Here is a 22,402-nt window from a genome sequence, read left to right as displayed (position 1 = left end):
GGCTTACTCCTTCGCCTTCGGTGCGGCAGCCGGCGCTGCGGGCTTCAGCACCGGGCGGTTCTGCCGGTCCACCGCCACGACCTGCTGGCCGGATCGCAGCAGATGGCCGCCCGCAGCCACCACCCAGTCGTCGGCGTCCACGCCGGACAGCACCGGCACGGCGTCGATGCCATAGGCGCCCGTGCTGACGGTGACCGATTTCAACGTGCTGCTGGCCGGGTCCACCACCCACACACTGGTTGCGCCACCTGCACCGCGCTGGAGAGCGGCCATCGGCAGCTGCAGGGTGCCGTGGCGGCCGGCGCTGCTGAACACGCGCGCGCTCTGCCCCAGCTCGACATCGGCCAATGCATCGGCGGGCAGGCTGACCCGGGTTGCGTAGGTCCGCGCCTGCGGATCGGCGGCGGCGGCGATCTCGCGGATCGTGCCGGGCAGGCGCTGCCCCGAGCGGTTCCACAGCTCCACCTCCACCGGCTGGCCTACCGCGTAGTCGCGGATGGTGGCTTCCGGCAGGTCGATCAGCACTTCGCGGCCACCGTCTGCGGCCAGGTTGAAGATGGTCTGGCCCGCGGCCACCACCTGCCCGGCTTCCGCCTCACGGCTGGCGATCACACCATCGGCCGGCGCACGCAGCTGGGCGTAGCCGGCCTGGTTGCGCAGCACGTCCAGGTTGGCCCGGGCCGCGTTGGCCTGGCCCTGCGCGGCCTTGAACGCGGCAGACTGCTGATCCAGCTGCGAGCGGCTGACCAGCTGCTGGTCGGCCAGCACCTGGTAGCGCTTGAGATCGTCGCGGGCGCGTACCAGATCGGCTTCGGCCGCGGCCAGCTGCGCCTGCGAGGCGCGCGCCTGCAGGGCGAAGTCGGCGACATCCAGCTCGGCCAGCACGTCCCCCTTCTTCACCCGTTGACCGGCGTCCACATGGCGCTTGATCAGGTTGCCGCCGACGCGGAACGACAGCGGGCTCTCCTGGCGTGCCCGGACCGTACCGGGAAACGCCGCCGGCGCCTGCCCGACCTGCTCGCCGGGATGCACCACCAGCACCGGCACGGCCGCCGGTGGCGCCTGCTCCTGTCCCGAACAGGCTGCCAGCGCAGCCACCCACACGATACCGCCCATCCAGCGCACGATCTTCATCGGTCAACGTCCTGACAACACTGAGTTCAGCAGGGGAGCCGCAACGTCCGGCCCAATTTAGTAAACTGGCCGGTATAGTATAAATATCGAACCGCTTGGTCTAGTATTACCGCAATGAGTTCTTCCACTTCCCGCAAGCCGTCGGCCAAGCCTGCTGCCAAGGCCGCCGGACCCGGGCGTCCCAAGGATCTTGGCAAGCGCGCGGCGATCCTCGAGGCGGCCAAGACCCTGTTCATCGAACAGGGCTATACCGGTGTGAGCATGGACAGCATCGCTGCCCAGGCGGGCGTGTCGAAGCTGACGGTGTACAGCCATTTCGGCGACAAGGAGACCCTGTTCTCCGAGGCCGTGCAGTCCAAATGCATCGAGATGCTGCCGGATGCGCTGTTCGTGGCCGACGCCGAAGGGCCACTGCGCGACCAGCTGATCGGGATCGGCCTGGCCTTCTTCAAGCTGATCACCTCCGACGCGGCGATCTCGATCCAACGGGTGATGATGGCCCCGGAGACCGACGAACGCCTGCGTGAGCTGTTCTGGCAGGCCGGGCCCGAGCGCACCTGCGAGGCGCTGGCCGACTTCCTGCGCTCGCGCAGCGAGCGGGGCGAGCTGCAGATTCCCGACCATCACCTGGCCGGGCAGCAGTTCCTGACCCTGGTCAAGGGTGAAGTGCACATGCATATGATGTGCGGCATGCCACTGTCATCGGTGGAGATCGATCCTGTCACCCACGTGGCGGCCAGCGTCGACTTCTTCCTGCGCGCCTATGCGCCCGGAGGAGCCGGAACCGGCTGAAACGGCAAAGCTGAACGAACCGGTGGTCGCGATGACTTCCGGCACTGCGACCCCGGCCCCCCGGCAGCGGATGCTCTGGGCGCGCCGCCGGCCTCCGGCACCGGTAAAATGGCCGGCCCACTGCGCTGGATTTGAACCTCATGACGATTGATTACGCCCACGCCCGCGAACTGATGGTGGAACAGCAGATCCGTCCCTGGGACGTGCTGGACATCAAAGTGCTCGACGTCCTGGCCCGCCTGCCGCGCGAGGCCTTTGTCGCCGACGCGCACCGGGCACTGGCCTACGCCGATGTTGAACTGCCGATCGGCAATGGCCAGAAGATGATGAAGCCCGTCATCGAGGGCCGTACCCTGCAGGCGCTGGACCTGCAACCGGGTGACGAAGTGCTGGAGATCGGCACGGGCAGCGGCTTCCTGGCCGCCTGCATCGGCGCGCTGGCGCGCGACGTGCTGAGCCTGGAGATCGACCCGGAACTGGCGACCGCCGCGCGCGCGCGGCTGGATGCCTCCGGCCTTGGTACCAACGTCCGGGTGGAAGTGGCTGACGCGCTGGCGTGGCAGACCGAACGTCGCTTTGACGTGATCTGTGTCACTGGTGCCGTCAACGTGGTGCCGTCACAGTTCGCCTCGTGGCTGCGTCCGGGTGGTCGCCTGTTCGTGATCCAGGGCCGTTCGCCGGCGATGGAAGCGCTTCTGATCAAGGCCGATGGCAGCACCGAATCCCTGTTCGAGACCGATATCGATTACCTGCGCGGTGCCGCCCCGGCACCCCAGTTCCACCTCTGAGTCCAAGGAAGCCGCAATGATCCGCCGATCCCTCGCTGTTGCGCTGGCCACTGCCCTGCTGCCGTTGTCTGCCCATGCCGCTGACCTGTTGCAGGTCTACGAGATGGCGCGCAACGGCGATCCGCAGCTGTCGGCCGCCGAATCCACCCGGCTGTACGACAAGGAAGGCGCCGTGCAGGCGCGCGCTGCCCTGCTTCCGCAGATCAACGGCCAGGCCACGCTGAACCGCACACGCAGCGAAGCCAACGCCGATGCCAATACCGGCACGGTCAGCAGCAAGCGCCGCAACTACACGATCGACGGTTCGCAGACCCTGTTCAACTGGACGCAGATCAACAACCTGCGCTCGCAGCGCGAACTGAGCAAGGCGGCTGACTTCACCCTGGATTCGGCCAACGACAGCCTGATCGTCCGCACCTCGGCGGCCTACTTCAACGTGCTGGTGGCGATCGAATCGCTGAATGCCGCACAGACCAACGAAGCGGCCGCGAAGAAGCAGTTCGACTTCGCCGACAAGCGCCTGGAAGTGGGCCTGGCGCCGATCACCGACGTGCACGAAGCGCGCGCGCAGTATGACCAGGCGCGCGCCAACACCATCGTCGCGCAGAACACCCTGGCCGATAACTACCAGGCGCTGACCGAACTTACCGGCCAGCCGGTGCTGAACCTCAAGGGGCTGCCGGCCGACTTCCGTCCCGAAGTGCCGGCCAACCGCGGCAACATCGATGAACTGGTGCAGCAGGCGACCAGCCAGAACCCGTCGCTGAAGGCGCAGGAGCTGAAGGTCAGCGCGGCCGAGGCCGGCGTGCAGGCCGCCCGTGGCGCCCACTACCCGACGCTGTCGCTGGGCGGCAGCTGGGGCAAGACCGCGACCTGGGGCGACAGCACCGGTTCGGGTTCGCTGTCCCCGGATGCGCGCACCAACAGCATCGGCCTGACCCTCAGCGTGCCGATCTTCGCCGGCGGCGCCACCCAGTCCGGCGTGCGCCAGGCGCTGGCCCAGCGTGACATCGCCCAGGATGGCTACGAACAGCAGAAGCGCGCGCTGGATCGCAACACCCGCAATGCCTACCAGACCCTGGTGCAGGGCATCAGCGAGGTGGAAGCACGCCGCCTGGCCGTCGTCTCGGCACAGAGCGCGTACGACGCCTCGCAGGTCGGCCTGGAAGTGGGTACCCGCACGGTGCTGGACGTGATCCAGAACCAGCGCATCCTGTTCTCGGCACAGCTGGACTACGCGCAGGCCCGCTACACCTTCCTGCAGAACCGCCTGCTGCTGAGCCAGTCGCTGGGCGCGCTGGACGTGGCCGAACTGCAGGACATCAATCGCCTGCTGACCCAGGACGCGGGCAATCCCGCCACGACCACCCAGTAAGTCGTCGTCGCCTGTGTTGACGGAAAGCCACCCGACCGGGTGGCTTTTCTGTTTGTGCCGCGGCGATGAGATCTAGCGCAGGAGCGGCAGCAGGCACAACGCTGCTGCCGCCATGCCCAGCACGGCGTCGGCAGGCGAGCGCGTCACCTCGCTGCGCCGCTGGAGTCCCCCCAGGCACAAGGCGGCCACCACCAGCAGTCCCACCGGCCCCGGCATCGCCGGCAAGACGCCGGCCGGCAGCCACAGCGCCAGCAGGGTCGCCAACAGGATGATCGCCACGGTCGCCACGCACGCCGCCGGTGGGTCGCCCTCGTTTCCAAGCGGCCACAGCGGCAGCGCCAGCCGCGTCGCCAGCATCAGCAGCACCAGTTGCAGCGCCGCCAACCCTGCATAGCCTGCCAGCGGCAACCACGGCAACATCCAGGACAACTGGGGATGGCTTCGCAGCGCAACCGTCAAGGGCCGGCTGCTGGCCAGCGCTGGATAGTCGACAAGGCCCGCCTGCAGTGCGGCCAGCGCGATCAGCATCAGCGTCGCCGCGACGAGCACCATGAGCATCGTCAGTGGGCGTCGCGCCAGCCCGCCAACAGGCACCCCGGGAACACCCAGTGCCAGGCCGGCGCTGGCAAAGATGCCCAGCAGCGGCACAGCCGCAGCGAGCACGCCTCCCAGGCCGAAGCGATACGGTGCAGTGGCGGGGGGAACCCATGGGATCCAGTGCGCGTAGTGCACATACCGGGCCGCCAGCGCCAGCAGCAGCACGCCGATGCCGATCTTCACGGTCAACAGCGCGCACACCAGCAGCACCGTCCGCGCCGGTCGCATCAGCGTGGTGGCTCCCAACAGCAGCAGGCCTGCAGCGGCTGTCACCTGCACCGGCAGCGTACCGGCGCTGGATGCGCCCGCCGCCGCCAGTGCCGCATGCAGATGGCCAGCCCCGGACTGCGCCGCACCCGCCAGCGTCGCCGTGCACTCCAGCAACAACGCCAGGCACAGCACGCGGGCAATCGACCGCCCCCAGCCGGCCACCAGCAGGCCATGCAGGCCATGCAGGCCATGCAGGCCATCGGCCATATCCGCCTGCGTCACCACCCTGTACAGGCGTGCCAGCACCAGCGCCGCACCGAGGGCTGCGAGCAGCAGACTGAGCACGACGGCCGGCCCCGCCTGCGCCGCCGTGTACTGACCGACCCGTGCGATGACACTGCCACCGAGCAGCAACGTCATCAGGATCACGCCCAGATGATCCATTCCAAGCCGATGGCCATCGCTGCCGCTCATCTCAAGCTCCCTTGATGCCGTCCAAGCACGGTCGACATCAGGCTGGCAGCCTGTGCGGGCAATCGATATCAGATTTGCATCTGCATGCCGCGAGGTGTGATCCGAGGCACGTTGCGGCGTCGGCGACCGGTCCTGCTACGACAGAACGATAGCCGTCAAGCAGGCTTAATCCAGTTGATCGCGACAGTACGGCGGCGAGCGCGCCGCGTGCGGCTCAGCCGCGGGGCGGTGGCAGGTGCGGGGCCACCAGCGCCAGCGTCCGCTGCAGCGCGCCGCGCCCATTGCTGACCAGCGTGCATCCAGCGTGCGCCATGTCCTCGCGGGCCTGCGGATCCTCCAGCAGGTGCTGCAGCAGACCGCCGACCGCCTGCACGTCTTCGCCGATCAACAGCGCACCGGCCTCGCGCATGCGCCGCGAGATCTCCGAGAAATTGTGCAGGTGCGGACCGGTCACCGCGGCAGTGCCCATCGCCGCCGGCTCCAGCAGGTTGTGGCCACCGATCGGCTGCAGGCTGCCGCCGACGAAGGCGACCTGCGCACAGCCATAGAACGGCATCAGTTCACCGAGGGTGTCGATGATGAAGGCGTCGGTATCGGCGGACGGCCACTGCTGCGCACGGCGGGTCGCCACGTTCCAGCCCTGCTCGCGCGCCAGCGCCTCCACCTTCGGGAAGCGCTCGGGATGCCGGGGTGCCCACAGCAGCAGCAGGTCCGGATGGTGCTGGCGCAGGCGCCGGTGCAGTTCGATCACCGCCTGCTCTTCGCCATCATGGGTACTGGCCGCGATCCAGACCGGTCGCGTGTCCGGCACCCGTGCGTGGAACTGTTCGATGAAGGCCTGCACGTCCGGCGTGGCGATGTCGAATTTGAGGTTGCCCAGTGCCTGCACCTGGTCAGGCGCCGCCCCCAGCTGCACGAAGCGCTCTGCGTCGTCCTGCGACTGGGCTGCCACGCACGTCACCGTGCGCAGCGCGCGGCGGATCAGCGCGGCCAGCAGCCGGTAGCCACGCAGCGAACGGGCCGACAGGCGGGCATTGAGGATGTAGACCGGAATGTCGCGGTCACGGCAGCCGAACAGCATGTTCGGCCACAGCTCGGTTTCCAGGATCAGCGCCAGGCTGGGCTGGAAGTGGCCGAGGAAACGGTTGACGCTGCCGGGCACGTCATACGGCAGGTAGACGTGGTCCAGCGCATCGCCCCACAGCGCGCGCACGCGCTCGGAGCCGGTGGGAGTGATGGTGGTGATGACCCAGCGGATATCCGGGCGCTGCTGGCGCAGGGCGTTGACCAGCGGCGCGGCGGCGTTGACCTCGCCCACCGAGACCGCATGCAGCCAGACCCGTGGCTGGCCGCTGGGCTGGGGATAGGAGGCGTAGCGCTCGTCCCAGCGGCGGAAATACTCACGGACCCGGAAGCCGCGCCAGACCAGGTGGTACACGGTGATCGGCAGCAGGATGTAGAGCACGACCGAATACAGGCCGCGCAGGATCCATTCGACAGGGTCTTTGCGCATGCGGCAAGGATACGGGACACCCCCGGGAAAGACACGCAGCCGGATTGCTAGAATGGCGCCATGTCCGATGCCTCCACTGCCGTCCGCCCGTCACTGCGCGATCCCCGCAACTGGCCGATGTTCGCCGCCATGTACGGCGCTTTCGCCATCGCCCGCCTGCCGTGGATGCTGCAGCGCGCCCTCGGTCGCGGGGTGGGGTCGATCGCCTGGCGCCTGGCCGGCAGCCGTCGCCGTGCAGCCGAGGTCAATCTCGCACTGTGTTTCCCGGAAAAGGACGATGCCTGGCGCAAGCGGTTGGTTCGCGACAGCTTCGATGCCCTGGGCGTGGGCGTGTTCGAGTGCATCCGTGCCTGGTGGGGCAGCATCGACAGCATCCGCCCGCAGGTGCAGATCGAAGGGCTGGAGCACCTGCGGCAGATGCAGGCCGAGGGTCGCGGCGTGCTGCTGGTGTCCGGGCACTTCATGACCCTGGAGATGTGCGGCCGCCTGCTGTGCGACTACGTCGACCTGTCCGGCATGTACCGCAAACACAAGAATCCGGTGTACGAGTGGGCGGTGAAGTTCGGCCGCCTGCGCTATGCCAAGGCGATGTTCGCCAACGAGGACATCCGCGCCACCGTGCGCCACCTGAAGAAGGGCGGCTTCCTCTGGTATGCCCCCGACCAGGACATGCGTGGCAAGGACACCGTGTTCGTTCCGTTCTTCGGCCACACCGCCGCCACCATCACCGCCACCCACCAGCTGGCGCGGATGACCGGTTGCGCGGTCATTCCGTACTTCCACCGCCGCGAAGGCGGGAAGTACTTCCTGAAGATCGGCGCGCCGCTGGAGAACTTCCCGAGCGAGGATGTGGAAGCCGATACCGCGCGCGTCAACCAGGCGATCGAAGAGATGGTGCGCGAAGCCCCTGACCAGTACCTGTGGATCCATCGCCGCTTCAAGCGCCAGCCCGGCGGGCGCAGCGACTTCTACAAATAACCGTGGAACAGAATGGCGACCCGAGACAGCACAGGAACTTTATCAGCGCTGCCCGGGATAGCCAGACGACCGATGGAGTCGCACGTCATCCACAATCACCTTGATCAGTGAAAGAAGGATCGTGAAGGACGACGCCGAGAAGATCATGTTTACGACATTGCCCTGATCCAGGGCTGCCTTGAACACGATGATGGAGAGTATGGCGATATAGAGTGCTGCAGCAGTCGCCACATAAGCGATCTTCATCTCAAGACTCCTGTTCTGTGCCCCCCGCCCAACTGCTGGGAGGGGTGAAGATTGGCATTAGACGCCTGCACTCGGTACTACAACAAGGGCAGCAACTTCAGGGGTCGTCGCAGCGACGTTTGCACCTTGAACTGAAACAGTCAAACGGTCATGGATCTGCGATCAGCCGACGCGTGGTGAGTCATCCGCGTCACGCGCCAGCAGGCTGCCGGCGAACAGCGCCGCCAGCAGCACGGTCAGCCCACCCCAGAACGCAGAGTAGAACGCCAGGTGGGTGTTGAGCGGGAACACGGTGACCGCCAGCGCCAGCATCGCCGGCCGCGCCCGCTCGCGGGCCGCGGTCGGTGCGAAGCGCCACGCCCGCCAGGCCTGTGCCACGGCGGCCAGCCACAACAGCAGGCCCAGCACGCCGGTCTCGGCCAGGATCTCCAGCACGATCTGGTGCGCGTGCAGGGCCGGTTCCGCGCCCCACACCGCGGTTCCCTCCCCTGCGACGCAGGCGGGATACGCATCGCGGAAGCCACGCGCGCCGACACCGTTGATCGGATGTGCTTCGATCATGCAGGCCGCTGCGCTCCAGATCCGCGCACGCCCGGACAACGCCTGGTCGACGCCCGTCTCGTCCCCCTCCCAGGCCATCGTCGTGCGCAGCACGCGCTCACGCAGCTGCGGCACGCTGGCAACCAGGACCCCGGCCCCCAGGACCCCGACCATCGCCAACAGCGCCAGCCGCTTCCAGCCGAACTGGCGCATGCCGCTGTAGGCCAGCACGAGCGCGAAGGTGATCCACGAGGCGCGTGAGCCGGCCAGCAGCAACACACTGCCGAGGGCTGCAGCGGCCAGCAGCCAGCCGGCAGCACCGAAGCGGCGCGCCAGCGGCAGCAGCAGGAACGGCGACAGGCTGGCCAGCACCTGGCCAAATTTCAGGTTGCACGGGCCCAGTACGCCACTGAGCCGGTCGGCCAACGCCGCTTCATCGGCCGGGCACAGCGCACGCCCGCTGATTGCCAGTTTGAGCTGCTCCAGCGACCAGAACCATGGGCTGGTGCCGGCCACCGCCTGCACCAGCGCATCCAGCGTCCAGGCGCCGGTGATCACCGCCAGTCCACCCAGGGTGAGTCTGCGCCGCTCCGGCGTGGCCACTGCGATCGCTACCAGCCACATGAAGGGCAGGTAGCGCAGGCCTGCTGCTGCCTTGGTCCACGAGGCCGACGGGTCGATCGCATCGAATGCGGAAAATGCCTGCGGCAACCAGTAGCCGATGAACAGGATCGAGGTCAGCGCCCAGGCCGCCGGGCTCAGCAGATGCGGCCGGCGCTGCAGGCGGCGGATGACCATGCGCACTGCGGCATAGATTGCACCCAGGCCCAGGACGGTCTCGGCGATGCCTGGCAGCGGCCACAACGCCACGTAGGCAAGCACCCACCAGGGCGCCCAGCGCCCGGCGCGTTCATCGCGCAGGACGGCTGCGGTGTCAGCCTGCGAGGTCGGCATAGAGACGGAGGGTATCGCGCTGCATGGCCTGCAGGGTAAACGGGATACGGCCCGGCAACGATGGCGGCTGCGCCAGAAGGGCCAGCGCACGTTCACCCAGTGCCTGCGCATCTCCCAGCGGCACCGCACCGGTGGGCTGGAGCTGCTGCAGCAGTTCGCCCACCCCACCGTGGTTCCAGCCGAGCACCGGTCGGCCCACCGACAGTGCTTCCACCACGGTACGGCCGAAGGCTTCGGGCTTGTCGGACAGCTGCAGCACCAGATCGCTGGCGGCATAGGCCTGGGCAATGCGGGCGGTCGGCGTGCTGATGTGGACCGCGTCTGCGATGCCGAGCGTGGCGGCCTGGCGGCGCAGGTCGGCCACATAGGCTTCGCGCCCCGGCTCGTCGGTGCCCAGCATCCACAGCTGCGCCGGCACGCCGGCAGCGCGGACGTCGGCCAGCAGCTGCAGCGCGTGCGCGTGCCCCTTCAGGCGCGTGCCACGGCCCGGCAGCAGCAGCAGCGGCCCGTCCACCCCGGCCAGCCACGGGTAGTCCGCCACCAGCGACAGGCGCGGCCGGCGATCACCGCGCGCCACCCGCGGGAACTGACTGACATCGACACCACGCGGGATCACCCGCAGGTGGTCCTCCGGCACGGTCGGATAGTGGCGCTGCACGTATTCGCGCACGCTGTTGGAGACACAGATCACGCGCTCGCCGCTGGTCATCACCGCGCTGTAGCGGCTGGGCGAGTTCAGCCCGTGCACGGTGGTTACCCAGTGCGGCCGCTGCGCCTGCGGCATCGCCCGGATCGCATACAGCCCCAGCCACGCGGGCAGGCGCGAGCGGGCGTGCACGATATCGGCGCCGACCTCGGCGAACAGGCGACGCAGGGTCGGCAGATGACGCAGGGTCAGCAGCGACTTGCGGCCGATATCGAGGGTGAGATGCTCGGCACCGCTGGCCAGCAGCGGTTCAACGAGGCGGCCACCGGCAGACACCACCAGCGCGCGATGGCCGGCTGCCACCAGTGCCGACGCGATTTCCAGGGTCGAGCGCTCGACGCCGCCGGAGTGCAGCGCCGGCAGCAACTGCACCACGGTCAGTCGACGCATCGGTGAAGGCCGTTCAGTCAACCAGTACGAACACGGAACCGCAGTACGGGCACTGCGCTTCACCGTTGGGTTCGTCTTCGATCGCCAGGTAGACCCGCGGATGCGAGTTCCACAGCGCCATCTCCGGGGTCGGGCAGCTCAGCGGCAGGTCGCTGCGGTGCACGGTGTAGCGCTTCTCGGCGTTGGCGGGCGCGGTGGCGGTATGGCTCATGGCGGATGTCGATGCACGGATTGCGAGGCCTGCGATTCTAGCACCTGGGGCGGCGACCCGGCCGCCCCTGTCCTTTCCTGGCCCCCGCCCCCTGACAGCCGGGACCTGCCAGCGCCCGGCCTACTGGAAGTCCAGCGACAGCTCCAGGAAGGCCGAGCGGCCATAGGCGTTGTAGATGCCCTGGTCGTAGTACGGCCAGTTGCCGTTGCTGCGGTCGATCGGCGGCATCTCGTCGGTCAGGTTGTTGACCGTCAGCAGCAGGCTGGCCAGGTCATTGATGCGGTAGCCGACCGTGGCGTTCCAGGTGGTCCATGGCCCGATGTTGCGCTGCTCGCCACGGCTGTCCCAGGTGGGCGCGTTGCGCACGCCGAACGCACTGGCGCTGAACGGCCCGCGCTTCCAGTTCACGCCCAGCGTGGCCCGGTACTGCAGTTCATTGGAATTGCCGCAGCACAACTGGTCGTAGACCGGGTCGCCTTCCTTGTCCTGGGTGGTGTGCTTGAGCGGGCGGTAGTAGCCCGCGTTGACCGTGAAATCGCCCACCGAGGAGGTACCCCAGCGATAGTCCAGCGCTGCCTGCACACCAGTCTGGCGTTGGCTGGCGATGTTGATCGGGTAGGAGAACACCTTGTCCACACCGTTGGGGTTGAGCGGATCGGTAGCCGGCTTGCGCTGCACCTGGCCCAGGACCTGCTGGCAGGTGGGCGAGGTGATGTCGAAGCGGGTCTGCCCGTTCTCCGATACGCCCAGCCGGCAGTTGGCCTCGGTGTCGAGGATGCTGTCGGTACCGAGGATGCGTACTTCGTTCTCGATCACCACCGAGTTGTAGTCCACCGACAACGTCAGCGCGTTGTCCAGTGTCGACCACACCGCACCATAGGTGAACGTGCGTGCAGTGATGTCCTTCAGATCGCGGTTGCCGGTACTGGAAGACAGCACCGCCAACCCGGACTGCTCGCAGTCATCGAAGTTGTCGGAGGTGTAACCGGCCTGCCGGCACTGGTAGAGGTCGGTGTTGGTGGTATAGCCGCTGCTCTCGCGGGAAAACAGGTAGAACATGTCCGGCGAACGGAACGCAGTGGCGTAGCTGCCACGCAGCAGCAGCGATTCGATCGGCCGGTACTCCAGGCCAAGCTTCCAGGTCGCCTTGCCGTTGCCGCCACCGCCCTGCAGGGCGTACTTGTCGTAGCGGCCGGACAGATTGGCGCTGAAGGTATCGATGATCGGCACCTGCAGTTCCGCACCCAGCGCGTACAGGTCCCGCTGGCCCTGCGCCGAAGTGCCGGCGGTCTGCCCGCGGAACAGCACACCGGCATCGGGATCGGCCGACTGGTTGAAGAACTTCTCGCGCTGGCCCTGGGCGATCAGCGCGAAACCGACGTCGCCGGCCGGCAGGGTGAACAGCGAACGATGGGTCAGCAGTGCCGTCACTGCTGTGCGCGACGCGCTGGATGCAGCACGGTTGAGGCCGCTGAAGCTGTCGTACTGGTCACGGGTGATCGGCTGGTACAGGCGCGACAGGTCCGGGGCGTAGACCTCGTAGCCATCCTGCATGCCCAGCCTCGGACCCAGGTAGTAATCGTCCACGCCGTTCCGGGCGAGGAAGTCGGTGGATTTGCGGGTGACATCGGTGCTGGAACGGTTGACGTAGACGTCGTAGTCGAAGCTGCCCAGCACGCCACGCACGCCGGCGGTGACGTTCAGCGATCGCGTGTAGACGCGCTGGTCCTTGGCATCCAGGCCGACTTCCTCGGGCGCGTAGATGCGCTGCCACTGCTCGTACTGGCCGCTGGTGCGGTTGTAGAAGGTCTTGTTCCAGAACGGGCTGCCACCGCTGTAGGTCGGCCGGCTGAAGCCGAACAGGATGTCCGAGTACAACTCGGTATCCGGGCTGAGGTGATAGCGCAGGAAGGTGGTCGCGTTGACGTCCTGGCTGGCGTTGTACAGCGACGCGGTGCCGACGTTGTCGGGGGTGCCGCAGTAGTAGCCACCGCCGGAAATGTCGCGGTGCGCGTACACGGTGCTGCCACCGAACAGATTCGACAGCGGCGCGCAGGTGGCCGCGCCCGGGTCGATGTAGGCGTTGGGCCCCTGGCGCATACGCAGGAAGCTGCGCGACGGATCCTGCGGCCCGGTCGGGTTGTCGTTGACGCTGTCGATGCGGCTGCGGTCGAAGGCGTAGATCGCCTTCTGGTTGATGTATTCCAGCCCGTAGCTGATATCGAGGTTGCCGAAGGTCTGTCCACTGCTGGCGCTGAAGCGCTGGCTGGAACCGCCGCCCTGGCTGTAACCACCGACGCGGTAGCGCAGATGGGTGCCTTCCACGCGGTCTTTCAGCACGATGTTGACTACGCCGGCCACGGCCGACGAGCCATACACCGAGGACTGGCCACCGGTGAGCACATCGATGCGTTCGACCATGCCCAGCGGGATGTTGGCAATGTCGGCGATGCTGGTGTTGCCGTTGTAGGCCAGCGGATAGCTGTTGATCGGCCGCCCGTTGATGAGGGTAAGGGTGTAGCTGGGGTCCAGACCGAACAGGCTGATGGTCTTGGCGCCCGGAGTGTAGAAGCCGGTTCCCTGGGAATCCTGCACCGACCCATTGGAGACCGGCAGCGAGCGCAGCGCATCGAACACCGTGGTGAAACCCTGCGCCTGGATCTGCTCGGCGGTGATGGTCGTCACCGGTGAGGGGCCCTCCACCTGCGCGCGCGGAATGAGCGACCCGGTCACCGTGACCGCATCCAGGTCGCGCGTACGCGGCGGATCGGCGCCCTCCCCTGCGTTGGAGGACTGGGCCTGCACGGCCAGCGGCGACAGCAGCAGCGAAGACATCAACAACGACAGCAACCTCGGTTTCATCAAGCGCTCTCCAGAGACGGATGACGGTCCTGCCGGTGGGGGACGGACGGGAGGGTCGTGGATGGACGGTGGTGACGGGCAGCAGCAGCAAGCGCAGGCCGCCCGCCCGGATCAGGGCATGCATGGTGTTCCGGGACAGATGGAAGGGTTGGGATCGGGACGGGAAGGACGCCGCCTTCCCCGGGCCTGGACCCCGGCCACTTTTAAATCGATCCAATCCACTCTGTCAATAATTTGAAATGAAACGTTTTTCCCGGATTTGGATCGAACTAATTGCACTTGTCAGGGGGCAACGCACTGAGGCAGGATCGGGACCACTCCGACGACCCGATCGCATGGCCCGCCCCCACCGGACCGGCATCGCTCCTTTCCACCGCCCCTGGGCGGCGGGCGCGATGCTGGCCGTGGTACGTGCCGATGCGGGTCCTGCCTGCCGCCTGCCCTTCCGGGAGACCCTGCATGACCCTGTCCGATCCGCGCCGCGCCCTGCTTCCGGTCGCCCTGGCCCTGGCCTGCGCCACGCCCGCCCTGCCCGCAGTGGCACAGGGCCTGCAGACCTCGTTCGAAGCAGGTGAGCCCGCACCGGCCAAGGCCGGCGGCGCGCTGCAGGTGCAGATCGGCACCGGTCCGGCGGCGCCGTATGCAGCCAAGCGCAACGCCGGCTACAGCGGCCTGCGCGCGCTGCACTACCAGGCCGACGGCGGCGCGGCGCGGCGCGACCTGTTCAGCACGGACCTGACCATCGACGCCGACACCACCCTGTCCTGGCTGGTGCTGCCGGAGATCGTCGACAAGGACACGGTGGCCTCCACCTACGTCTCGCTGGACCTGCGCCTGGACGATGGCAGCCGCGTATCGGCCAGCTCCGCGCGTGATCAGCACGGCATCGCCGTGGGCGCGCGTGCGCAGGGCGATTCGAAAACGCTGTATCCGCAGCAGTGGGCGCGCAAGGCCGTACGCCTGGGCGATGTGCCTGCGCTGCGCGGCCGCCGGGTGGTCGCCATCGAGCTGGAAGTGGCCAGCGCCGACGGTGCGCCGGTGTCCGGCTGGATCGATGACGTGCGCCTGGATGCGCAGCCGCGGCAGGTGCCGCAGCGGGTCTCGGACTGGGTGCTGACCACCCGCGGTACGCAGGCCAACGGCACGTTCTCGCGCGGCAACAATTTCCCGGCCACGGCGGTGCCGCACGGCTTCAACTTCTGGACCCCGGTGACCGATGCCGGTGCACTGAACTGGCTGTACCGCTGGAACGAGCAGAACGATGCGAACAACCGCCCGCAGCTGCAGGCGCTCGCGCTGAGTCACCAGCCCAGTCCCTGGATGGGCGACCGCCAGACCTTCCAGGTGATGCCATCGGCCAGCCGCGGTGTGCCCGAGGCCGACCGCAGCAAGCGGGCACTGTCCTTCGACCGCACGCACGAGAACGCGCGCCCCTACCGCTACGACGTGCGCTTCGACAACGGCATCGCCGCCTCCATCGCGCCGACGGACCACGCCGCGGTCTTCCGCTTCGATTTCCCTGCGGAAGGTGATGCCAACCTGCTGTTCGACAATGTGGACGCACGCGGCGGGCTGACACTGGATGCGGCCACGCAGACACTGTCCGGCTACACCGACACGCGCAGCGGCCTGTCCAACGGTGCCGGCCGCATGTTCGTGGTGGCCCGCTTCGACCGGCCCTGGCGCAGCAGCGGACGCATCGACAGCGGCCGCCCGACCGGCTACATCAAGTTCGATGCCGGCAGCGATCGCCGCGTCACCATGCGCATTGCCACCTCGCTGATCTCGCTCGAACAGGCGCGGCACAACCTTGCTCTGGAGATTTCCGCCACGGATACGCTGGAAAGCGTGGCCGGCCGCGCCCAGGATGCGTGGGATGCGCGCCTGGCCCGCTTCGATATCGGCGATGCCACGGACGACCAGAAGACCACGCTGTACTCCAACCTCTACCGGTTGTACCTGTATCCCAACTCCGGCCACGAAAACGTCGGCAGCGCTGCCGCCCCCGAGTGGCGTTACGCCAACCAGGCCAGCGCCAGCGAGAACAACACCGATGGCAGTGACAGCCGCACCTTCAGTGGCGTGCGCGATGGCCGGGTGTTCGTCAACAATGGCTTCTGGGATACGTTCCGCACGACGTGGCCGGCGTACGCACTGTTCACGCCGGAGGACGCCGGCCAGCTCGTGCAGGGTTTCATCGAGCAGTACCGCGCGGGCGGCTGGATCGCCCGCTGGTCATCGCCGGGCTACGCGGACCTGATGGTCGGCACCAGTTCCGACGTGGCCTTCGCCGACGCATGGCTGAAGGGCGTCGGCGGTTTCGATCCCGCCGAGGCCTATGCCGCGGCGCTGAAGAATGCCACCGTGGTACCGCCCGATCGCCATGTAGGGCGCAAGGGCATGGACCGCTCGACGTTCCGCGGCTATGCCAGTGCCGACGTGCATGAAGGCATGTCATGGACGATGGAAGGCGCGCTGAACGACTTCGGCATCGCCAACATGGCCGAGGCACTGGCCAAGCGCGCGACCACCGCCGCGCAGCGCGAGCGCTACAGCACCGAAGCCGACTACTTCCGCTACCGCGCTGCCGGCTACGCGACCCTGTTCGACCCTGCCGCCGGCTTCTTCCAGGGCCGCAAGGCCGACGGCAGCTGGCGCGTGGACGCCAAGGACTACGATCCGCGCGTGTGGGGCCACGACTACACCGAATCCAACGGCTGGACGTTCGCCTTCACCGCCGCGCACGATGGCGAGGGCCTGGCCGCGCTGTACGGTGGCCGCGACAGGCTGGCCGCCAAGCTCGATGCCTTCTTTGCCACGCCGGAGACCGCCGATGCCGCGTTTGCAGGCTCCTACGGCGGCATCATCCATGAGATGACCGAAGCGCGCGACGTGCGCATGGGCATGTACGCGCACAGCAACCAGCCGGCGCACCATATCCCGTGGATGTATATGTACGCCGGGCAGCCCTGGAAGACCCAGCAGCACGTGCGCGAGATCCTGTCGCGGCTGTACGTGGGCAGCGAGATCGGCCAGGGCTATCCGGGCGATGAGGACAATGGCGAGACCTCCGCATGGTACGTGCTGGCTTCGCTGGGCCTGTATCCACTGCGGATGGGCGCGCCGGAATACGTGATCGGCTCCCCGGCATTCAGACACGCCCGGGTGGAACTGCAGGGTGGCGCGGTGCTGACCGTCAACGCGCCGCAGAACTCCGCGGAGAATGTCTACGTCCAGTCGCTGAAGATCAACGGCACGCCATGGACCCGGACCTGGGTACCGCACGAGGTGATCGCCAAGGGCGCGACGCTGGACTTCGAGATGGGCCCGCAGCCTTCGCGCTGGGGCACAGGCGCCGACGACGTGCCCCGTTCGCTGACCACACCGGGCCAGCGACCGCAGATGCTGCACGATCTGCTGGGCAGCGGCACGCGCGCTGCGCTGGCCGATGGCCGCGCCGTGCCCGCGCTGTTGGACGACGATGCGACCACGGCCGTTCCGCTGGGCGCGGGTGCCACCCTCATGCTGAGCGCCGTGGGTGATGGCGCGCCGACGATGTATACGCTGACCAGCGGCGAAGGGCCGATCCGGGGGGCCGGATGGACGCTGGAAGCCCGTAACGGCGATGGCCGCTGGACCACGCTGGACCAGCGGCGTGGCGAAGACTTCAGTGCTGCGCGGCAGACCCGTCCGTTCCGCATCGCCTCGCCCTCACGCTATGCCGAGTACCGCCTGCGCGTAACTGCGCCGGGACGCCTGCAGCTGGCTGAGATCGAACTGTTGTCCCCCTCCACTGTACGGTGACCCCATGCGCATTCGCCTGCTGACCCTTGCACTTGCTGCATTCACCCTGCCCGGCATTGCGCTGGCCCAGCCGTCGCAGAGCCGGGCCTTCGATGGCCAGTTCACCCGCGAAGGCATCACGTTGCACTACCAGGATGCGACCGGTGCGCTGGCCCCACCCGCACCCCACCGCATAGTCGATACGTTCTATTCCGCCTACCTGCGCGAACGGGCGGACTTCCACCCGGCGGCACCGGCCGAGGTGCACATCGTGATCGATCCGGCCTACGACGGCGTCGCCTACGTGGGCGAGAAGGACAAGGCGAGCACCATCACCATCAACCCGGGCTGGCTGGTGAAGCACCCCGATGACATCGACCTGGTGACCCACGAGGCGATGCACATCGTGCAGGGCTACCCGAGCTACGGCGACACGCGGGTACCGGGCTGGCTGGTGGAAGGCATCGCCGACTACGCCCGCGACCGCTACGGCACGGACAATGCCGCAGCGGGCTGGGCGCTGCCGGAAAAAGTGGGCAAGGGCCAGAGCGTGGAAAGCGGCTACCGGGTAACCGGGGCCTTCCTGAAATGGGCCGAAGCTGGACACCCCGGCTTGGTACTGGCGCTGGACAAGGCCCTGCGCAACGGCCAGTACACCCTGGCGCTGTGGCAGCAGCACACCGGCAAGGGCCTGCCAGCGCTATGGGCCGAGTACGCCAAGCCGCGTTCGGATGCCCCGCCGCCGGCACCGGCACGAGGCGGCAAGCGCTGAGCGGTTGCGCCGGGCCATGCCCGGCGGAATGCCTGATTTGCCGCGCTGCGCGCTCGCCGGGCATGGCCCGGCGCTACCGATCGCGGTGACGAAGGATTACGCCTTCTTTTCCGCTTCCAGCTGCTTGCGGATCTGCGCATCGACCGCAGCGATGGCGGTCATGTTCAGGATGCGGCGCGAGGTCGCGCTGGTGGTCAGGATGTGCACCGGCTTGTTCACGCCCATCAGGATCGGGCCGATCGCCACGCCATCGGTGAACACACGCACCAGGTTGTAGGCGATGTTGGCCGCTTCCAGGTTGGGCAGCACGAACAGGTTGGCGCGACCCTGCAGGGTGGAACCCGGCAGCAGTTTCTGGCGCAGCGCCTCGTCCCAGGCGGTATCGCCCTGCATCTCGCCGTCCACGTTCAGGCGCGGATTGCGCTTGAGCAGCAGCTCGCGGACCTGGCGCATCTTCAGCGCGTCCTTGGAATCGTGGCTGCCGAAATTGGAGTGCGACAGCAGCGCCACCTTCGGTTCGATGCCGAACAGCTTCATGCGGTACGCGGCCTGCAGGGTCGCCTCGCAGATCTGCTCGGCACTGGGATCTTCCTGCACGTGCGTGTCGACGAAGAAGAACACGCCCTGCTGGTTGATGACGCCGGTCATCGCCGAGGTCGAGGTGACCTTCGGCTCCAGCGGCAGCACGCTGCGGACATAACCCAGCTTCTTGTGGAAACGGCCGACGATGCCGGTCAGCATTGCATCGGCTTCGCCACGCGCGACCATCACCGCGGCAATCAGGGTCGGCCGCGAACGCATCAGGTTCTTCGCCGCCGCCACGGTGACGCCGCGACGACCGGTCAGCCCGTGGTAGTACTGCCAGTATTCGTTGAAGCGCGGATCATCATTGATGTTGGTGATCTCGAAGTGCTCGCCGGCCTTCAGGCGCAGGCCCAGGCGCTCGATGCGCGCTTCGATCACGTCCGGCCGGCCGATCAGGATCGGATGTGCGAGCCCTTCATCGACCACGTTCTGCACCGCCTGCAGCACCACTTCCTCTTCGCCTTCGGCGTAGACCACGCGCTGCTTGTCGGTGCGTGCACGGTCGTACACCGGCTTCATCATCAGGCTGGTGCGGTAGACGAACTGGGCCAGCTTGTCACGGTAGGCGCCCATGTCGGCGATCGGCCGGGCGGCCACCCCCGAGTCCATCGCGGCCTGGGCCACGGCAGCGGACAGCTCCACCAGCAGGCGGCGATCGAACGGGCGCGGGATCAGGTACTCGCGGCCGAAGCTCGGGGTTTCACCGCCGTAGGCCGAGCCCATGTCGGTCGCGGCGCGGCGTGCCAGTGCGGCGATGGCGCGCACGCAGGCGATCTTCATTTCCTCGTTGATCGCGGTGGCGCCCACGTCCAGCGCACCGCGGAACAGGTACGGGAAGCACAGCACGTTGTTGACCTGGTTCGGGTAATCCGAACGGCCGGTGCCGATGATCGCGTCCGGACGCGCCGCACGCGCCACTTCCGGCATGATTTCCGGGGTCGGATTGGCCAGTGCGAAGATCACCGGGTCCGGCGCCATGGTCTTGACCATTTCGGCGGTGAGGATGCCCGGCGCCGACAGGCCCAGGAAGATATCCGCGCCGTCGACGATCTCGGCCAGGGTGCGCTTGTCGGTGTCGCGTGCGTAACGCTGCTTTTCCGGGTCCAGATCGGTACGACCGGTGTGGATCACGCCCTCGCGGTCGAACGCCAGGATGTTCTCCGGCTTCAGGCCCAGCTGCACCAGCATGTTGACGCAGGAAACGCCCGCCGCGCCCATGCCCGTGGTCGCCAGCTTCACCTCCTCGATCTTCTTGCCGGTGATCGCCATGGCGTTCAGCACCGCCGCGCCGACGATGATCGCCGTACCGTGCTGGTCGTCATGGAACACCGGGATCTTCATGCGCTCGCGCAGCTTGCGCTCGACCACGAAGCATTCCGGCGCCTTGATGTCTTCCAGGTTGATGCCGCCGAAGGTCGGCTCCAGCGAGGCGATGATGTCGACCAGCTTGTCCGGATCGGTTTCGTCCACTTCGATGTCGAACACATCGATGCCGGCGAACTTCTGGAACAGCACGCCCTTGCCTTCCATCACCGGCTTGCCGGCCAGTGCGCCGATGTTGCCCAGGCCCAGCACCGCGGTGCCGTTGGAGATCACCGCCACCAGGTTGCCGCGGGCGGTCAGCTCGCTGGCCTGCTGCGGGTCGGCCTTGATTGCTTCACAGGCGTACGCCACGCCCGGCGAGTACGCCAGCGACAGGTCGCGCTGGGTCAGCATCGGCTTGGTCGCGGAGACCTTGATCTTGCCCGGCGGGGACATCCGGTGGTAATCGAGGGCGGCCTGTTTGAAATCTTCGTTGGACATCGACGTTGGATACATGAATGGGCAAGAGGGACAGGGGATCATACCCCCGTTGGGGCGCCCGGACCTGTCGCTATCCTGTCGCAGGCATGCTGCGACCGCACAATTCCCTGGCGTATGCGACAACCTGGAGCCACCAGCTTCGGCGCTGCCCATGACAGCCATGGGACGCCTTGAAACGCCGCGGGGCCCCCCCCCCTACCGGTACCGCCCCCGCGGTACCACACACCTGGATCAGCCCTTGGCGGGCAGTGCCTCCGGCACGGCATCGACCGGCGGCGGCAGTTCGCTTTCGCGACCATCCAGCGCCAGCTTCAGGCGGTCACGGTCCAGTGCGCCTTCCCAGCGCGAGACCACCACCGTGGCCACGGCATTGCCGATGAAGTTGGTCAGCGAGCGGCATTCGCTCATGAAGCGGTCCACGCCGAGGATCAGCGCCATGCCGGCCACGGGCACTTCCGGCACCACGGCCAGGGTGGCCGCCAGGGTGATGAAGCCGGCACCGGTGACGCCGGCCGCGCCCTTGGAGCTGAGCATGGCGACCAGCAGCAGCGCGATCTGGTGGCCCAGGGTCAGTTCGGTGTTGGTGGCCTGGGCGATGAACAGCGCCGCCAGGGTCATGTAGATGTTGGTGCCGTCCAGGTTGAACGAGTAGCCGGTGGGGACCACCAGGCCCACCACCGACTTGCTGCAGCCGGCCCGCTCCATCTTCTCCATCAGCGACGGCAGCGCCGACTCGGACGAAGAGGTACCCAGCACCAGCAGCAGTTCGGCCTTCAGGTAGCGGGCCAGCTTGAACACCGAGAACCCGCACAGGCGGCAGACCACGCCCAGGATGACCGCCACGAACAGGAAGGCGGTGATGTAGAACGAACCGACCAGCCAGGCCAGGTTGATCAACGACCCCACGCCGTACTTGCCGATGGTGAATGCGATCGCGCCGAAGGCACCGATCGGAGCAGCCTTCATCAGCATGTGCACCAGCTTGAACACCGGAGCCACCAGCGCTTCGAGGAAGTTCTGGATCGGCTTGCCCTTCTCGCCGACCGACGCCAGCGCGATGCCGAACAGCACGGCCACGAACAGCACCTGCAGGATGTTGCCGTCCACGAAGGCGCTGATCAGCGTCTTCGGGATGACATCCATCAGGAAGCCGACCAGGGTCAGGTCATGCGACTTCTCGACGTAGCTGTGCACCGCGGTCTGGTCCAGCTCGGCCGGGTTGATGTTCATGCCCGCGCCAGGCTGTACCACGTGGGCCACGATCATGCCCACGACCAGCGCCAGCGTGGAGAAGAACAGGAAGTAGGCCATGGCCTTGGCGAACACGCGGCCGACCGTGCGCAGATGGGTCATGCCGGCAATGCCGGTGACGATGGTCAGGAAGATCACCGGCGCGATGATCATCTTCACCAGGTTGATGAAGGCATCGCCGAGCGGCTTCATCTTCTCGCCGATCAGGGGTTCGTAATGGCCGAGGATGGCGCCCAGGACGATCGCCACGATCACCTGGAAGTACAGCTGGCGGTAGATCGGCAACGGCTTTGCAGGCGCCGGGGCAGCGGTCGGGATGTGCATGGCGGACTCCGGGGAAGGGCGTTTTCAGGCACGTACGGCCCCGGAACTGCATGGGAGCCGATACCGTGGAAGCTGGTCACCGCCCCCCTCGCTCCACGCGCAGGGTGGCGACCA

At 67.4% G+C, this 22,402-nt stretch carries 16 protein-coding genes; 6 read left to right on the top strand and 10 right to left on the bottom strand.

The window, feature by feature from the left end; genetic code table 11:
- Nucleotides 1–3: 3 nt before the first annotated feature.
- On the bottom strand, nt 4–1,134 hold the full coding sequence (locus ACVOMM_RS11485) for an efflux RND transporter periplasmic adaptor subunit (protein ID WP_481526264.1): 1,131 nt from the start codon (nt 1,132–1,134) through the stop codon (nt 4–6).
- Between the two features lie 114 nt (nt 1,135–1,248).
- On the opposite strand from ACVOMM_RS11485, the gene ACVOMM_RS11480 reads away from it, so the two are divergent.
- From ACVOMM_RS11480 to ACVOMM_RS11470, 3 genes are all read left to right on the top strand, one after another.
- Nucleotides 1,249–1,926, top strand: coding sequence for a TetR/AcrR family transcriptional regulator (locus ACVOMM_RS11480; protein ID WP_065175109.1), 678 nt, complete (start codon nt 1,249–1,251; stop codon nt 1,924–1,926).
- 140 nt (nt 1,927–2,066) lie between these two features.
- On the top strand, nt 2,067–2,714 hold the full coding sequence (locus ACVOMM_RS11475; protein ID WP_053520104.1) for a protein-L-isoaspartate O-methyltransferase family protein: 648 nt from the start codon (nt 2,067–2,069) through the stop codon (nt 2,712–2,714).
- A 16-nt stretch (nt 2,715–2,730) separates the two neighbouring features.
- Nucleotides 2,731–4,089 carry a TolC family outer membrane protein gene (locus ACVOMM_RS11470; protein ID WP_065175111.1) on the top strand — a complete coding sequence of 453 codons (1,359 nt, stop codon included), beginning with the start codon at nt 2,731–2,733 and terminating at the stop codon, nt 4,087–4,089.
- 72 nt (nt 4,090–4,161) lie between these two features.
- On the opposite strand, the gene ACVOMM_RS11465 is transcribed toward ACVOMM_RS11470, so the two are convergent.
- Together ACVOMM_RS11465 and waaA are read right to left on the bottom strand one after the other, a co-directional pair.
- Nucleotides 4,162–5,370 carry an amino acid transporter gene (locus tag ACVOMM_RS11465; RefSeq protein WP_481526263.1) on the bottom strand — a complete coding sequence of 403 codons (1,209 nt, stop codon included), beginning with the start codon at nt 5,368–5,370 and terminating at the stop codon, nt 4,162–4,164.
- Nucleotides 5,371–5,584: 214 nt separating this feature from the next.
- Nucleotides 5,585–6,883, bottom strand: coding sequence for a lipid IV(A) 3-deoxy-D-manno-octulosonic acid transferase (gene waaA, locus ACVOMM_RS11460; protein WP_111186158.1), 1,299 nt, complete (start codon nt 6,881–6,883; stop codon nt 5,585–5,587).
- A gap of 60 nt (nt 6,884–6,943) precedes the next feature.
- On the opposite strand from waaA, the gene ACVOMM_RS11455 reads away from it, so the two are divergent.
- Nucleotides 6,944–7,861: an LpxL/LpxP family Kdo(2)-lipid IV(A) lauroyl/palmitoleoyl acyltransferase gene (locus ACVOMM_RS11455; protein WP_053517401.1), complete on the top strand. Its 918-nt coding sequence runs from the start codon at nt 6,944–6,946 to the stop codon at nt 7,859–7,861.
- A 42-nt stretch (nt 7,862–7,903) separates the two neighbouring features.
- Here the strand turns inward: ACVOMM_RS11455 and ACVOMM_RS11450 are convergent, their stop codons facing one another.
- The 5 genes from ACVOMM_RS11450 to ACVOMM_RS11430 all read right to left on the bottom strand — a co-directional run bounded on the left by ACVOMM_RS11450 (nt 7,904) and on the right by ACVOMM_RS11430 (nt 13,770).
- Nucleotides 7,904–8,107, bottom strand: coding sequence for a hypothetical protein (locus tag ACVOMM_RS11450; RefSeq protein ID WP_193396797.1), 204 nt, complete (start codon nt 8,105–8,107; stop codon nt 7,904–7,906).
- A gap of 162 nt (nt 8,108–8,269) precedes the next feature.
- On the bottom strand, nt 8,270–9,601 hold the full coding sequence (locus tag ACVOMM_RS11445) for an O-antigen ligase family protein (protein ID WP_481526262.1): 1,332 nt from the start codon (nt 9,599–9,601) through the stop codon (nt 8,270–8,272).
- Nucleotides 9,582–10,697, bottom strand: a complete 1,116-nt coding sequence (locus ACVOMM_RS11440) for a glycosyltransferase (protein ID WP_065181722.1) — start codon at nt 10,695–10,697, stop codon at nt 9,582–9,584. The genes ACVOMM_RS11445 and ACVOMM_RS11440 overlap by 20 nt, the downstream gene beginning before the upstream one ends.
- 13 nt (nt 10,698–10,710) lie before the next feature.
- A complete protein-coding gene (locus tag ACVOMM_RS11435; protein ID WP_481526261.1) occupies nt 10,711–10,908 on the bottom strand; it encodes a zinc-finger domain-containing protein in 198 nt (65 codons plus the stop codon).
- 120 nt (nt 10,909–11,028) lie between these two features.
- Nucleotides 11,029–13,770 (bottom strand): TonB-dependent receptor plug domain-containing protein, encoded by a 2,742-nt coding sequence (locus tag ACVOMM_RS11430; protein ID WP_481526260.1) that lies wholly within the window; start codon nt 13,768–13,770, stop codon nt 11,029–11,031.
- Nucleotides 13,771–14,229: 459 nt separating this feature from the next.
- Between ACVOMM_RS11430 and ACVOMM_RS11425 the strand changes: the two genes are divergently transcribed.
- Both ACVOMM_RS11425 and ACVOMM_RS11420 read left to right on the top strand, forming a co-directional pair.
- Entirely contained in the window at nt 14,230–17,574 is a 3,345-nt protein-coding gene (locus ACVOMM_RS11425) for a GH92 family glycosyl hydrolase (protein ID WP_481526259.1), read from the top strand.
- A 4-nt stretch (nt 17,575–17,578) separates the two neighbouring features.
- Nucleotides 17,579–18,325 (top strand): basic secretory protein-like protein, encoded by a 747-nt coding sequence (locus tag ACVOMM_RS11420; RefSeq protein WP_481526258.1) that lies wholly within the window; start codon nt 17,579–17,581, stop codon nt 18,323–18,325.
- A gap of 96 nt (nt 18,326–18,421) precedes the next feature.
- Here ACVOMM_RS11420 and ACVOMM_RS11415 read toward each other — a convergent pair whose 3' ends face one another.
- The gene (locus ACVOMM_RS11415; protein ID WP_065175119.1) at nt 18,422–20,713 is read right to left on the bottom strand and encodes an NADP-dependent malic enzyme; all 2,292 of its coding nucleotides are present in this window, start codon (nt 20,711–20,713) and stop codon (nt 18,422–18,424) included.
- 231 nt (nt 20,714–20,944) lie between these two features.
- Nucleotides 20,945–22,288, bottom strand: coding sequence for a dicarboxylate/amino acid:cation symporter (locus tag ACVOMM_RS11410; RefSeq protein WP_053517411.1), 1,344 nt, complete (start codon nt 22,286–22,288; stop codon nt 20,945–20,947).
- Nucleotides 22,289–22,402: the final 114 nt, after the last annotated feature.

Source organism: Stenotrophomonas sp. STEN009 (assembly GCF_056760395.1).
The sequence above is the reverse complement of the archived record's forward strand: the minus strand, read 5'-3'. Positions and strand labels throughout refer to the sequence as shown.